Source organism: Gemmatimonadales bacterium (genome assembly GCA_030697825.1).
Classification (GTDB): Bacteria; Gemmatimonadota; Gemmatimonadetes; order Gemmatimonadales; family JACORV01; genus JACORV01.
On the sequence record JAUYOW010000186.1, the window covers coordinates 1 to 13,368 of the forward strand.

The following is a 13,368-nucleotide window of genomic DNA, read 5'->3' on the forward strand; positions in this document are numbered from 1 at the left end:
CACGCTGGGCAGCGGGCCACGCGCGGAAGAACGCACCTTGGTGGCGCTGCGGGCCTGGTTGGTGGCGAGGGAGTACGCTTAGTAAGGACGGACGCGCAGACGCGCAGACGCACAGACGCGCAGCGCGGGAGTACAGGAGGACCGGAGGACCGGAGCACAAGCACAGCAGGAGTGACCAGAAGAACCCCTTCCGCCGAGGCCGACCAATGACCGACGCTCCCCGCGATCAGCGGCCCCACATCCGCCTAAGCACGCTCTCCCACGGCGCGGGTTGAGCCTGCAAACTCGGCCCCGCTGAGCTAGCGCAGGTCCTGCGCTTCGTCCCCCCGAGCACCGACCCTTCGGTGCTGGTGGATGCGAGCGGTGGCGACGACGCCGCCGTCATCCGCCTGGACGCGGAGCGCGCGCTGGTCCTGACGACGGATTTCTTCACGCCGATCGTGGACGACGCCTACGACTTCGGCCGCATTGCGGCAGCGAACGCGCTGTCGGACGTGTACGCGATGGGCGGGCGGCCCCTCTACTGCCTCAACCTGGTCGGGTGGCCGCGGGGCACGCTGCCGCTCGAGACCCTGGGCGAGGTCCTGCGCGGCGCGGCCGACGTGGTCGCCAAGGCGGGCGCGGTCATCGTGGGCGGGCACTCGATAGACGACCCCGAGCCGAAGTTCGGCCTGGTCGCGGTGGGCGAAGTGCATCCGGACCGGATGACCACCAACGCGGCCGCCCGTCCTGGAGACCGGCTGGTGCTTACCAAGCCGATCGGCTCGGGGATCATCGCGACGGCGATAAAGCGCGAGGCCGCGTCGCCCGCCACGATCGCGGCGGCGATCCAGGTGATGACGACCCTGAACGACGGCGCCGCGGCGGCGGCACGGCTCGCGGGCGTACGGGCAGCGACCGACGTCACCGGCTTCGGGCTTCTCGGCCACCTGCGCTCGATGATGGCGGCGAGCGGATGCGCCGCGGAGGTCTGGGCCGGTGCGGTACCGCTCCTGCCGGACGTGGTCTCCCTCGCCGAGGCTGGCCACGTCCCCGGCGGCACTACCCGGAATCTCGAGTCGCTCGCGGGAACCACGGCGTTCGACGACGCCGTGGGCCAGATCGGCCGGATCATCCTCGCGGATGCGCAAACGTCCGGAGGCCTGCTGATAGCGGCCCCGCGCGACGTCGTGGGGCGGCTCCTGGAGGAGCTGCGCGCCCGCGGGACCCTTGCCGCCTCGGTGGTGGGCATCGTCGCCGAAGGCAGCCCGGGCGCGCTGGCCGTTCACGCCGGCAGCCCCGTGCCGGGATGAAGGGGGGCCGGGGTCGCCCCGCTTGACACCGGCCCTCCCCTGGCGGCATCCTGCCTGATGTTTACCCGGTTGCTCGTTGGGCTGGACGGTTCCGCGGGAGCCGAGTCCGCACTGACGGCTGCCATCGACCTCGCCCGCCGCTTCCATTCCACGATCGTCCTCGCCGCCATCGTCGACGTCCGCATCCTCGAGGCGCCGCTCTACGAATCCGCCGCACCGCTGTGGACCGAAGGCTTGCCGCTCGCTCCAGTTTCAGCCGAGCTCGGCCGCGCGCTGGACGAGCGCGCGGAGAGGCTGCTCGAAGGCGGCGCCGCGCGAGTCCGTGCGGCCGGGCTCGCGGTGGAGACGGTCAAGGCGGTCGGGCTGGTGGACGAGGAGTTGGTGCGCCTGGCCGGGCAGGCCGAGGCGATCGTGGTCGGCCGCCGCGGCGAGATGCACGAAGCCCCGGGCACGCTCGGCGAGGTGACGGCGCACATCATAAAGAAGTCGCCCAAACCGGTGCTCGTGGCAGGCGAGCATCCATCCCCGTGCGAGCGGCCGGTGGTCGCGTACGACGGGCGAGAGCACAGCACGCAGGCGCTCGCCGTGGCGGCGCGCTACGCCGTCGCGGTCGCCGTGCGCCTCGACATCGTTCACGTCACCGAGGATGCGGTGGCCGGAGACGCGTTGCTCGCCCGGGCCGGTGCCTTCCTCTCCGGGCAGGGCGTGAGTTACGAGACGCACCGGCTCACCGGGGACATCGGCAGGGCCGTGGCCGGCTTCATCGAGGGTTCGGGCTGCGACCTGCTCGTCGTCGGCGCGCATGGAGGCCGCGGACGCCATTCGTGGTCGATAGGATCAACCGCCGAGAAGCTGCTCAGGGCCACGGCAGTCCCGGTGATCGTCAATCGATAAGACGGGCGCACAGGCGCGCGGGCGCACAGGCGCACAGGCGCACGGGCGCACCGGCGCACCGGGCGCTCCTCGCCGCATCCTGGTCCACGCGGACGAGGCGTGCCTGGGCAACGGCACCGAGCCGCCGAACCCTGGCGGGGCGGGCGGGCTCGTCGAAGTGCGTCGGCGCTCCGGCGTCGTGGAGCGGCGCGACTACTACACGTCGGAACCTGACACGACCAACAACCGCATGGCGCTCCGCTCGGCGATCCTCGCGCTCGATCTGTTAGGCGCGAGGGGAGGCTCGGTCGCGCTCGAGTTCGTGTCCGACTCCCAGTACCTGGTGCGCGGCATGACGGAGTGGCTCCCGGGCTGGCGGCGGCGCGAGTGGCGCAAGGTCAAGAACCCGGAGTTGTGGCAGGAGCTCGCCGATCTGGCCGAGACGCACGAGGTGTGCTGGCGATGGGTGAGGGGCCACGCCGAAAACCCGAAGAACGAATACGCGGACTTCCTCGCTACCACAGCGGCTCGGGAACAGCGGACGTCGGGCGAGCTGATCGAGTCGGGCTTCGAGGGGTGGCTGCGGAAAGAGCGAGAGAAGGAGAAGTACCTGGACTTCGATCCGGACGCGGAACTGCTGCTCGACTGACCGCTGCCGACTACCGTCCGTCAGTCCCTCCGGCTAGTTGTTCAGCGCCCCGTTCGTGATCCAGTTCTTCATCGTCAGAATCACCGCGGCGGGCAGCGGTGTGCCGCTCAGCGGCATCTGTCTGCCCCCGCCCCGCTTCGCCGCATCGCCCTCCATCATGAGGATGAAGAACGACGAGTCGGGCTTGGTGGGGTTCACCCGCTGAAGGCTCGGGTCAAGCACGGCCACGACGTTGACGAGACCGCCGTACGACTGACCCGCGTCCAGGTCGAGCCCGAGCTGCGAGGTGGCGCCCGAGTGGCAGGCGCTGCTGGTGGCGCAACTCTGGGTGAGGATGGGCTGGATGTCGGCGCTGAACGACGGGGCAGCGATGGGATGGTTCCCGGAGACCTGCGGCTGGTTGATCCTGAGGTCGGGGCACGCGGAGGCGCAGAGCGCCGCCGCCAGTAGGCCGCCCAGAGCCACCGTCCCCTTCACGAGCCACCTCCGAGCGCGATGCTCGCGCGCGAGCGCACCGTGAGCAGCGCGCGCGGCGCGTAGAACACCTCGCCGCCGAAGCGGACCCGTGAGCTGGGCGACCAGGCCGCGCCCGCGGCAACATGGAGACGGAACAGCGCCTGCTCAAGCGTCAGTCGGCGGTCGTCGAGGCTGTCCGCGACGTTGATGAAACGGACGTCGAATCGCGGGTCATCGCGCCGGAGGCCGAACAACGCATACGGCTCGATCCGCCGAGCAGCCCAGCCGCCGTAGGTGAGCGCGCCCTCGAGCGCGAGGGTGAACGGCCGGTACTGGTCGTCGGAGACCTGCCCGCCCAGACAGATCGTGTTCGTGGGGTCGGCGACGGCGTCCTTGCTGCACGTTATCGCGGCGATGAGTGTGCCGTAGTGCGCGCTCGCGCGGAGCGCGCCACCCCAGGTCGACGAAGCTCCGAAGCGCCGCGTCACCGCGGCCGAGACCATGTGCGGCTTCACGCCGCACACCCTCACGGCGGGCAGGTAAGCGACGTCAACCGCCCACTCGCCCGTGACACGCGCCGCGCGCAGCCGCGGGAAGACCGGGCAGAAGTTCGTGTCCTCGGCCTTGGTGCCGTTGAAGCCCACCTGCTGGTCTTCCGCGGAGAGGTTGGGGAGATAGGTGATGTCGCCGCCGATCTCCCAGCGGCTGCCGCGCCCCGCGAAGCCGACCGGCGCGAAGTGCATTACCGCGGCGTAGTAGCCCATCAGCTGGACTTCGGGGCGCGTGGACGCGAGCTGCTCCACGGGGCGCGACTGCGCTTCCGCGCGCGCGGCGCCCGCAACGAGCGCCGCGACCAACAACGTTCTTCTTGACAACGGCATGCGCACCAATCTAACGTGCCGCCCCAAGACCGCGAGCCACAATGCCTTCCCCGTTGTCGTCGGCTCCCGACGAGCTCGACCGGCTCTTCACCAAGCTGGTTGCCAACCTGGCGGAGCTCGATCCGTCCCGGCTCCACCGGCCGTTCCCCATATCGGAACTGTACGAGAGCCTCGTCCCCTATCGCACCCACCGCAAGATCCTGGGCATCGAGTCGGGTGAAGACTATGAGATGGTGGTGCTGCGGCTCCTCTCCGGAGAGCGGGGGTACGCCAGCATCGAACCTGCGGATGTGCGCCAGGCGCTCGCGCGGGAGGCGGCGAGCGTGAATCCCGACACGGGACTGTTCCGCCGGTTCACCGGCGCAAAGGTCCACCTGGATCCCGACCGCGTGAGTGACGCGCTCGGCGGCGCCGTGCCCGAGGCCGAAGCCCAGCCCGGCGTGACGGAGGAAGAAGCGGCTGAGGCTACCCCGCCGCCGCCGGCCACTCAACCGGAGGCCGACGCGGCGGCTGAGGCCCAGGCACTTCTCCCCTTCGTATTGGACGAAGAGGAAGAGGAGCCCGAAGAGCCGGTCGTGGCGCGGCCCCGCGAGATCGCCGCGCATGTGAGCGCTCCGTGCGCCTACTGCGGCGGTGACCTCCCAGTGGGCCGCGCGGTCCTCTTCTGTCCCCATTGCGGGCAGAACGTCGGGGTCGTGCACTGCCCGACGTGCGGCTCCGAGCTGGACGTGGGCTGGCGCTTCTGCATCACCTGCGGACAGAAGGTCGCGGGCCTCGGTTGAAGCGGTACCGAATCGCGACCATCCCGGGTGACGGCATCGGTCCCGAGGTGATCGCCGCCGCCGGGTCGGTCCTGGAGGTCGCCGCACGCCGCTTCGGGTTCGAGATCGATCTCGAGCGCCTGCCCTACGGAGCCGACCACTATCTCGCCACGGGCGAGACGCTGCCGGACGCCGCTTTCGCGCACCTCAAGGACGACGTGGACGCCATCCTCCTCGGCGCCGTCGGCGACCCGCGCGTCCCCGGCAACGAGCCCGCGCGCGACATCCTGCTCGGCCTGCGGTTCCGGCTGGACCTGTACATCAACTTGAGGCCGGTGAGGTTGCTGCATCCGGACCTGACGCCGCTCAGGACGGACCGACGGACGGACGGACAGACGGACGGGGAGCGTCGCATAGACTTCGTGATCTTCCGCGAGAATACTGAGGGGATGTACCTCGGTCGCGGACGCACGGAAGGCGACGAGTACGTCGCCGAGGAGGTGAATACCGGCAAGGGTGTGGAGCGGATCATCCGCGCCGCGTTCGAATGGGCCCGGGCGCGCGGCAAGACGCGCGTGACCATGAGCGACAAGTCGAACGCCGTCCCCGCCCACCGGATCTGGCAGCAGAAATTCAAGCTAGTGGCAGCCGAGTACCCGGGGATCACCCCGGAGCACCGCTACGTGGATGTGCTCGCGATGGAGATGGTGCGCGAGCCGGAGCGGTTTCAGGTCATCGTGACCAACAACCTCTACGGCGACATACTTTCGGACCTCGGGGCCGGGCTCGTGGGCGGGCTCGGCCTCGCCGCGAGCGCCAACCTGCACCCCGGCCGCGCGGGCCTCTTCGAGCCGGTCCACGGCTCGGCCCCCACGCTAGCCGGAAAAGACGTCGCAAATCCCTATGCGGCTATCCTCACCACGGCGATGATGCTCGCCGAGCTGGACGAGCCCGACGCGTCGCGCGCGCTGGAGCGCGCCGTGCGCGCCGGCCTGGCCGCCGGCGTGCGGACGCCCGACCTGGGCGGCACCGCGGGGACGCGAGCCGCGGCGGCCTGGGTGGCCGAGCACGTAGCGACAGGAACACCGTAGGCACATTCTGGAGAAATCCGCGGGCCCTTGTTCGGCCATGGGGTAATGGTCCTCCCGTCGTTCTCGGGCGACTATCGGATCGACATCGACGCCAACCTGCCCGCGGACAGTGTCCCGCTCAGCGTGCGCATCGTAGCGCTTCCTTGCTGCCCTCTCCGCCCCGGGTGATATTTGATGGCTGGCCGCGATGGAGCGGCCGCCCAACCCCGAACCCGGCGGAGCGCTTCACCTATGAAGACGCAGGGCAAGGACCTGGATGTCGTTTTTCTGAGCGGAGTTAGGACTCCCTTCGGGACCTTCGGCGGGACCCTCAAGGACTTCTCGGCCATCGACCTCGCAGCCCACGCCTCCCGCGTGGCGCTGGAGCGCTCCGGCCTCGGCGCGAACGAGATCGACCACGCGGTCTTCGGCAACGCCCTCCAGACCTCGGCCGACGCCATCTACTTCGCCCGACACGTCGCGCTCAAGGCGGGCCTCCTCATCGAGACGCCGGCGCTCACCGTGAACCGCTTGTGCGGCTCGGGCTTCGAGGCGATCACGCAGGGCGCGCAGCAGATCCTGCTCGGCGAGTCGAACGCGGTCCTGGCCGGCGGCGGCGAGTCCATGAGCCAGGCGCCGCACGTGGTGCGCGGCGCGCGCTGGGGAGTTCGCCTCGGCTCCGCGGCCCAGCTCGAGGACCTGCTCTGGGAGTCGCTGAAGGACCCGCAGTGCGGTTTCTCGATGGCCGAGACCGCCGAGAACCTCGCCGAGAAGTACCAGCTGACGCGCGAGGAAGTTGACGCCTATGCGGTGCGCTCGCAGCAGCTGGCGAGAAAGGCGTGGGACGACTGCGTCTTCCAGGACGAGGTCGTCGGAGTCCAGGTGAAGGACCCGAAGACGCGGCAGCCGGTGGAGTTCCGCGCCGACGAGCACATGCGGCCCGAAACGACGCTCGAGACCCTCGCGAAACTGAAGCCGTACTTCAAGAAGGACGGACTCGTAACGGCGGGGAACGCCAGCGGCATCTGCGACGGCGCGGCCGCGTGCGTGATCGCATCGGAGAAGCTGGCGAAGGAGAAAGGCCTCAAGCCGCTCGGCAGGCTGGTCGGGTGGGCGGTGGCGGGAGTGGAGCCCAAGTACATGGGCATCGGCCCGGCGCCGGCGATCCGGAAGCTGCTCCAGAAGACCGGCATGACGGTGGACCAGGTGGACCTGATCGAGGTCAACGAGGCCTTCGCGCCGCAGTACATCGCGGTGGAGAAGGAACTGAGCCTGCCGCGCGAGAAGACCAACGTGCACGGCGGCGCCATCGCCATCGGGCACCCGCTCGCGGCGTCGGGCACCCGCATCACGGTACATCTGCTGCACGCGCTCCGGCTGAAGGACGGCCGCTTCGGCATCGGCAGCGCCTGCATCGGCGGCGGTCAGGGGATAGCGGTGATGGTGGAAGCCTTCCCGAAGTAGGGAGCGAACCATGGAGATCGGCGTACTCGAAATCCTCGGCTTGGTGGCCGCCGTCTACACCCTCTCGAGCCTGCGGGTCATCAAGCAGTACGAGCGAGGGGTGTCCTTCTTCCTGGGCCGCTACTGGAACACCAAGGGCCCGGGGTTGAAGTTCCTGCCCACCATGCTGGCGCACATGCACCGGGTGTCGATGCGCACCATGGCGATCGACATCCCGCCGCAGGACGTGATCACGCGCGACAACGTGTCGGTGAAGGTGAACGCAGTGCTCTACATGCGGGTCAGGGACCCTGCGGCCGCGATCATCCAGGTGGAGAACTACCTCTACGCCACGAGCCAGCTGGCGCAGACCACGTTGCGCAGCGTGCTGGGCGAGCACCAGATGGACGACCTGCTGGCCGAGCGGGAGAAGATCAACGAGACGCTGCGGCAGATCATCGACCGGCGCACCGACCCCTGGGGCATAGAGGTCACGGCGGTCGAGGTGAAAGACGTGGACCTGCCGGCGGAGATGAAGCGCGCGATGGCGAAACAGGCAGAGGCCGAGCGCGAGCGGCGAGCCAAGGTGATCAACGCCGAGGGCGAGCTCCAGGCATCCGAGAAGCTGACCCAGGCGGCGCACATCATGGGCGCCGAGCCGGTGGCCATCCAGCTTCGGTATCTCCAGACGGTGGCGGAGATCGCGTCGGAGAAGAACTCCACGACCTTCTTCCCGTTCCCGCTCGACCTGATCCGCCCGTTCCTGCAAGCGTACGAGCGGGGTGGCGGAAGCGCCCCCGCGGACGCGCGCGCTCCCGCTCCGCCGCTGGCGGGCGGCACCCGGGCCGCGTTGGGCACGCCCGCGTCCGAGCCCGCGCTCCCGCCCGCACGTGAGGGCGCCGAGCGGAAGGCGTAACTCGCCGATGGCAGGTGACCTACCCGCACGCCGCATCGCCCGCGACGCGCTGGAGCGCATCATCCAGCGCGCGGCGGAGCTCCAGGCCGGCGAGATGGACACCGGCGACGAAATGACCGAGGCGGAGCTCCTCAAGCTCGGCGGCGAGGTGGGGATAGACGGGCGGTTCCTGCGGCAGGCGCTGTACGAGCAGTCGGCCGGTGGGTCTGCCGAAAAAGGCTTCCTGGCGCGCTGGCTCGGGCCGCGGCTGGTGAGCGCGGGGCGAGTCGTGCCCGGCGACAAGGCGACCGTCGAGGCGGCGCTGAATCACTGGATGGCGGAGGGCGAGGCGATGGCGATCAAGCGCCGCCTTCCCGACCGGACGGTGTGGGAGCGCCAGAAGGGTTTCTTCGCCGAGATGAAGCGCGGGCTGGGCGTCGGCGGGAAGAACTATCACCTCGCTCGCGCGCTCGACGTGGCGGTGGGGGTGGCGCAGCTCGAGGACGGCTACTGCCATGTCGCGCTGACGGCGGACCTGTCCGCGATGCGCTCGCGCGCCGCGGGCGCCGGACTCACGGCGGCCGGCGCGCTCGGCGTGGTGGGGGTGGGCACCATCTGGCTGCTGACGATCACGGGGGGCGTGCCGGCGCTGATCGCGCTGGTGGCGGCCGTGCCCCTGGCGGCAGGGGCCGCCTCACCGGTGCTGGCGGCACGGATGCAGAAGAGCCGGAACGCCCGCATGCAGTTGGCGCTCGAGCAGGTGCTCGACCGGCTGGAACACGGCGAGATCAAGCCGCGGCACCGCGGCCCCGCGCCGTCGCCGTTCGTGCGCGTCGCCTTCGAGATCCGCAAGGCGATCGCGGAGGTCTCCGAATCCACCCGGCAGCAGGGCCGGCTGCCGCCATCCACTTGACATCCACTCGAACAGAGAGAACATGACCGAGATCAATACGGTCGGCGTCCTCGGCTGCGGTCTGATGGGCAGCGGCATCGCCCAGACCGCTGCCGCCGCCGGCTTCACGACCGTGGTCCGCGAAGTCAGCGACGAGCTGCTAGCCAAGGGCAAGGGCGCCATCACCGGCTCCCTCAACAAGCTGGTCGAGAAGGGCAAGCTGGATTCCGCGGCGCGCGACGCCACGCTGGGCCGCCTGCGTTTCAGCACCAAGGTCGCCGACCTCAAGGACTGCGATATCGTCATCGAGGCGGTGGTCGAGGACCTCGAGACGAAGAACGCGATGTGGAAAGAGCTCGACGCACTCTGCCCATCCCGCACGGTCTTCGCGTCGAACACGTCAAGCCTGACGATCGCCGCGATGGCCGCGGCGACGAAGCGCGCCGACAAGTTCGTCGGGCTCCACTTCTTCAATCCCGTGCCGCTAATGAAGCTGGTCGAGGTGGTGCGCACGGTCACGACGTCGAAGGAGACCTTCGAGCGCGCCTTCGCCTTCGGGAGGGAGCTCGGCAAGGAGCCCGTCGCCGCGAAGGACAACTCCGGCTTCATCGTCAACCTGCTGCTGGTGCCGTACTTGCTCGACGCGATCCGGCACCTCGAGCACGGGGTAGCCAGCGCGCCGGACATGGACAAGGCGATGCAGCTGGGCTGCGGCTATCCGATGGGGCCGTTCGTGCTGCTCGACTTCGTCGGGCTCGACACGACCTACAGGATCGCGGAGATCATGTTCGCGGAGTACCGCGACGCGCGTTACGCTCCTCCGCCGCTCCTGAAGCGAATGGTGCTCGCGGGGTACTACGGCAAGAAGTCGGGGAAGGGGTTCTACGACTACTCCACGACCCCGCCCACCCTCAGCGATCTGGGGCTGTGATGTTCGGCTACGACTGGCCTCGCCTGCATGCCGCGCTGAACGACTTTCCCGCGGCGCTCCTGCTCGTTTCGGTGCTGTTCGACATGCTGGGGATCTTCACCAAGCGAGACTCCCTCAAGGCGGCCGGCTTTTGGACGCTGGTCGTCGGGGTGCTGGGGACGGGGGCCGCGATACTAGCCGGCTTGATGGCGGAGGACGTGATCGAGCACAGCGACCAGGCCCATGCGGTGATGGAGACACACGAGACCCTCGGCATCATCGTGCTGGTGCTCTTCGGCCTGCTCGCGCTGTGGCGCATCGTGCGCCGGGGCGTGTGGGGCGAGAAGGAGCAGCCCGTCGCTCTCACCGCGGGCGTGATCGGCGTGGCTCTGATGGTCTACACGTCGAAGATCGGCGGCTCGCTGATGTTCGACCACGCGCTCGGCATCAAGGCGGCGCAAATGCATGAGATCATCGAGCAGCGCGGCGGCGAGCAGCACGAACACGAGGAAGGCGAGGAGGCCCCGGCGCCGGGCGGCGCGACGGGCGCGGACAGCATGAAGGCGATGGCGCCCGACTCGGCGCGGCCGCAAGCCCACACCGACAGCACGCCACACCCGCACCAGTGACAGACGCACAGACGCACAGACGCGCAGCAATGACAGACGCGCCGACGCGCCGACGCGCAGCAATGACAGACGCGCAGACGCGCCGACGCGCAGCAATGACAGACGCGCAGACGCGCCGACGCGCCGACGCGCAGGAGGAGGGTGCGCAGCGGACCATTCGAGCGGCGCTCTGGGTCCTTCTCGCTGCGACGGCGGCCGGCTGCGCCGGGTTGGGAGGGGTGCGGCCACGTTACGGACCGGTGCCCGGCAGCGTCCTGGTACAGCTGGACCAGCCGGCCGACGCGGTGATCCGCGCGCTGGCTACTGAGGTGCAGACCGCGGGTTTGCGGCTACTCTTCGTGTCTCCGGAAGAGGGCTACCTCGAAACCGAGTGGTACGACCTCGGCACCCGCCAGTCGGGCCCGGCGGACGCGCGCGACCTGGACCGGGTCGTGAAGCTCCGATTCTTCGCGGACCCGGTCTCCGGGAAGACTCGACTCTTGGCCGAGTGCGTCACGCGCATGGTGTTCGACCCGAGCATGCCCCAGCGGGAGTTGGAGCGCATGGCACCGGACGGGCACCAGGGCCGGATACTGCTCGATGATGTGCTGCGCAACGCGCGGCGGAGGCTGACACCATGATCGCATCGCGATTCCTCCGAGCGCGACGCCGCGTCGGGTCCATCGTCGTTCTGTCGGTCGGTTCGTCCGTCATCCTGTTTCCGGCCTGCTACCGATCGCCGGCGCGCAGTCGCCCGTTGCCGAGCGCGATCCAGGCCACGACCACCAGGAGCGTGCGCGAAGCATCGAGCGCGGCGCTCGCGGCCTTCAACGACGACGGGATCGGCATCGAGCAGTTCCGTCCGGACACGGGCCTCGTGGAATCCACCTGGTTCGACATCTCGAACCTGGAGACGACCGCGCTCGACTACCCGCGCGACGAGCGCGAGGTGCGCTTCAGGTTCCTCGCGGTCGCCGATACCATGGGCGGCCCGGTGCGGCTCTACCTGGAGGTGACGCAGCACGCGGTCGACGCCTTCGGCAGCCGCCGCCGTGAGCGCGAAGCACCGCGGGACCACCCGGCCATGGACGTGGCGCGACGATTGATGGAGCGGGTGACGGGCCGGCTGGGGAGGTGACGAAACCCTTGCCACCGCCGATCCGCTTGAAGACCGCCGAAGGGCTCGGCGTCGAGCTCAGTCCCTATGCGGGCGCGAAGTCACGCGGACGCCTCCCGCGAGGAGGCTAAAATAGGCACGCATGAGCCTGTTAGATGGTGCGACGAGGATCGTCACGACAAGTGTCCGATAGACTGCGGCACGACTGATCTTCGGCCTTGGCTGCGCGAGCCCCGATTCGAGCTGCAGCTGCACAGAGCGCAGTGTCCGGACGGCGAAATATGGCGCCGCGAGGCAGAACAGCCGGATCCTATACTGATTCCGCGGCAGGCAGGCACAGTAGTCGATGGCGTCCCAGAGGCGGGCCAGAGCCAGCTCCACCAGGGCGTTAAGCGCGGGCGCGGTTGGCCCGGGGCAACCGGCGTCGCCTTGGCCCTGCGCGAGCAGCTCGTGCGGGACGAAGCCCACGCCGCGCTCTGCATCCGCGGCGACGTCCTGGAGGATGTTGGTGACCTGCAGACCCAGCGCGAAGCGCGTCGATAGCGTCCACAGGCGGTCGGTCCGGGCCGATGGCAGGCGGCGCCCATGCAGAACGAACAGTCTCGTCAGGAGATGACCCACCGTGCCGGCAACGTAGTAGCAGTAACGCTCCAGCTCCGCGACGCTATCGAGCATCCGAACCTGGCCGGATCGTGCGGCGAACGACATAACGAAGCTCGCCATACCGTCGCACATCTCCTGGACGCTGGGCCGAATGGCCTCACGCTCCTCGCGCGACAGTCTCCAGTACTCCCGCAGAACGTTATCCGAATCCCGCACGAGCGCCTGGTCCGGCACTGTAGCGCCGGCAAACGCAATGCGGAGCGGTGCCGCGTCCATGCTCGCATCGGCCAGGGTATCGCGAAACCTCGAGAGCAGAATCACCCGTGCCGCGGGTTCCATGTTCGCGGCGTCTTCGATGGTATCCGCGATCCGGCAGAGGAGGTACGCGATGGTGACCGTGTATCCCAGCTCCGGCGGAAGCAGGCGAATGGTCAGCGCAAAGGTCCGAGAAACCTTGGGCAGCATGAGGCGGCAGTAACGCTCGTCATTCACCGCGACAGTCCCGTGAGGCATGCCTCTTCCGGGCCGTATCAATGACCGATGATCACAGCCGTGATCACCGAGCCTGCGAGAATCAGCGTCGCAAGACCCAGCGTTGCCCAGATGATGTAGCGTACGCCACCGAGCGGAAACGGATCGAGCCTCAGCATGCGTCGTATCGCCGCATGGGCCCTTCGAGCCTGCGGGCGGCCCAACGCGGCGCGATGGAACTTGAGGAAGCGGGAAACGGGGCGGCGAAGTTGCATTGGCCGGGCAACGCTGTTGCCGTTCCACTCGTCCCACTCGTGCGCCAGCCGGCGGTCCACCTCGATGTGGATCAGCTCGGCCTTGTTGGCGCGGACGTGAGTGGCGGAAGTGGCCATGAAACGGCGAGTATCACCGCCCGCCGCGCGCTTGTCAACCCAAAGGCGCGGCCGT

The 13,368-nt window shown here is 69.1% G+C and carries 16 protein-coding genes; 12 read left to right on the top strand and 4 right to left on the bottom strand.

The window, feature by feature from the left end; all coding sequences use genetic code 11:
- Positions 1-206: 206 nt before the first annotated feature.
- The 3 genes from selD to Q8Q85_09820 all read left to right on the top strand — a co-directional run bounded on the left by selD (position 207) and on the right by Q8Q85_09820 (position 2,814).
- On the top strand, positions 207-1,292 hold the full coding sequence (gene selD, locus Q8Q85_09810; protein ID MDP3774549.1) for a selenide, water dikinase SelD: 1,086 nt from the start codon (positions 207-209) through the stop codon (positions 1,290-1,292).
- 57 nt (positions 1,293-1,349) lie between these two features.
- The gene (locus tag Q8Q85_09815) at positions 1,350-2,186 is read left to right on the top strand and encodes a universal stress protein (GenBank protein MDP3774550.1); all 837 of its coding nucleotides are present in this window, start codon (positions 1,350-1,352) and stop codon (positions 2,184-2,186) included.
- Positions 2,187-2,265: 79 nt separating this feature from the next.
- Positions 2,266-2,814: a ribonuclease H gene (locus tag Q8Q85_09820; protein MDP3774551.1), complete on the top strand. Its 549-nt coding sequence runs from the start codon at positions 2,266-2,268 to the stop codon at positions 2,812-2,814.
- Positions 2,815-2,847: 33 nt separating this feature from the next.
- On the opposite strand, the gene Q8Q85_09825 is transcribed toward Q8Q85_09820, so the two are convergent.
- A complete protein-coding gene (locus Q8Q85_09825) occupies positions 2,848-3,291 on the bottom strand; it encodes a hypothetical protein (GenBank protein ID MDP3774552.1) in 444 nt (147 codons plus the stop codon).
- A complete protein-coding gene (locus Q8Q85_09830; protein ID MDP3774553.1) occupies positions 3,288-4,151 on the bottom strand; it encodes a hypothetical protein in 864 nt (287 codons plus the stop codon). The genes Q8Q85_09825 and Q8Q85_09830 overlap by 4 nt, the downstream gene beginning before the upstream one ends.
- A 41-nt stretch (positions 4,152-4,192) precedes the next feature.
- Here Q8Q85_09830 and Q8Q85_09835 point away from each other — a divergent pair, with 41 nt between their 5' ends.
- From Q8Q85_09835 to Q8Q85_09875, 9 genes are all read left to right on the top strand, one after another.
- Positions 4,193-4,933 carry a zinc ribbon domain-containing protein gene (locus Q8Q85_09835; GenBank protein MDP3774554.1) on the top strand — a complete coding sequence of 247 codons (741 nt, stop codon included), beginning with the start codon at positions 4,193-4,195 and terminating at the stop codon, positions 4,931-4,933.
- Positions 4,930-6,003: an isocitrate/isopropylmalate family dehydrogenase gene (locus tag Q8Q85_09840; GenBank protein MDP3774555.1), complete on the top strand. Its 1,074-nt coding sequence runs from the start codon at positions 4,930-4,932 to the stop codon at positions 6,001-6,003. The genes Q8Q85_09835 and Q8Q85_09840 overlap by 4 nt, the downstream gene beginning before the upstream one ends.
- A 231-nt stretch (positions 6,004-6,234) precedes the next feature.
- Positions 6,235-7,446, top strand: coding sequence for an acetyl-CoA C-acetyltransferase (locus Q8Q85_09845; protein MDP3774556.1), 1,212 nt, complete (start codon positions 6,235-6,237; stop codon positions 7,444-7,446).
- Between the two features lie 10 nt (positions 7,447-7,456).
- Positions 7,457-8,341 carry a slipin family protein gene (locus Q8Q85_09850; protein MDP3774557.1) on the top strand — a complete coding sequence of 295 codons (885 nt, stop codon included), beginning with the start codon at positions 7,457-7,459 and terminating at the stop codon, positions 8,339-8,341.
- Positions 8,342-8,348: 7 nt separating this feature from the next.
- The gene (locus Q8Q85_09855; protein MDP3774558.1) at positions 8,349-9,233 is read left to right on the top strand and encodes a hypothetical protein; all 885 of its coding nucleotides are present in this window, start codon (positions 8,349-8,351) and stop codon (positions 9,231-9,233) included.
- A gap of 22 nt (positions 9,234-9,255) precedes the next feature.
- A complete protein-coding gene (locus Q8Q85_09860; GenBank protein MDP3774559.1) occupies positions 9,256-10,143 on the top strand; it encodes a 3-hydroxybutyryl-CoA dehydrogenase in 888 nt (295 codons plus the stop codon).
- The gene (locus Q8Q85_09865; protein MDP3774560.1) at positions 10,143-10,751 is read left to right on the top strand and encodes a DUF2231 domain-containing protein; all 609 of its coding nucleotides are present in this window, start codon (positions 10,143-10,145) and stop codon (positions 10,749-10,751) included. Before Q8Q85_09860 ends, Q8Q85_09865 begins: the two co-directional genes overlap by 1 nt.
- 95 nt (positions 10,752-10,846) lie before the next feature.
- Positions 10,847-11,371 (top strand): hypothetical protein, encoded by a 525-nt coding sequence (locus Q8Q85_09870; GenBank protein ID MDP3774561.1) that lies wholly within the window; start codon positions 10,847-10,849, stop codon positions 11,369-11,371.
- A complete protein-coding gene (locus tag Q8Q85_09875; protein ID MDP3774562.1) occupies positions 11,368-11,868 on the top strand; it encodes a hypothetical protein in 501 nt (166 codons plus the stop codon). The genes Q8Q85_09870 and Q8Q85_09875 overlap by 4 nt, the downstream gene beginning before the upstream one ends.
- A 57-nt stretch (positions 11,869-11,925) precedes the next feature.
- Here Q8Q85_09875 and Q8Q85_09880 read toward each other — a convergent pair whose 3' ends face one another.
- Entirely contained in the window at positions 11,926-12,963 is a 1,038-nt protein-coding gene (locus tag Q8Q85_09880) for a squalene/phytoene synthase family protein (GenBank protein MDP3774563.1), read from the bottom strand.
- A 17-nt stretch (positions 12,964-12,980) separates the two neighbouring features.
- Complete coding sequence (locus tag Q8Q85_09885) at positions 12,981-13,313, bottom strand: hypothetical protein (GenBank protein ID MDP3774564.1); 333 nt, start codon at positions 13,311-13,313, stop codon at positions 12,981-12,983.
- Positions 13,314-13,368: the final 55 nt, after the last annotated feature.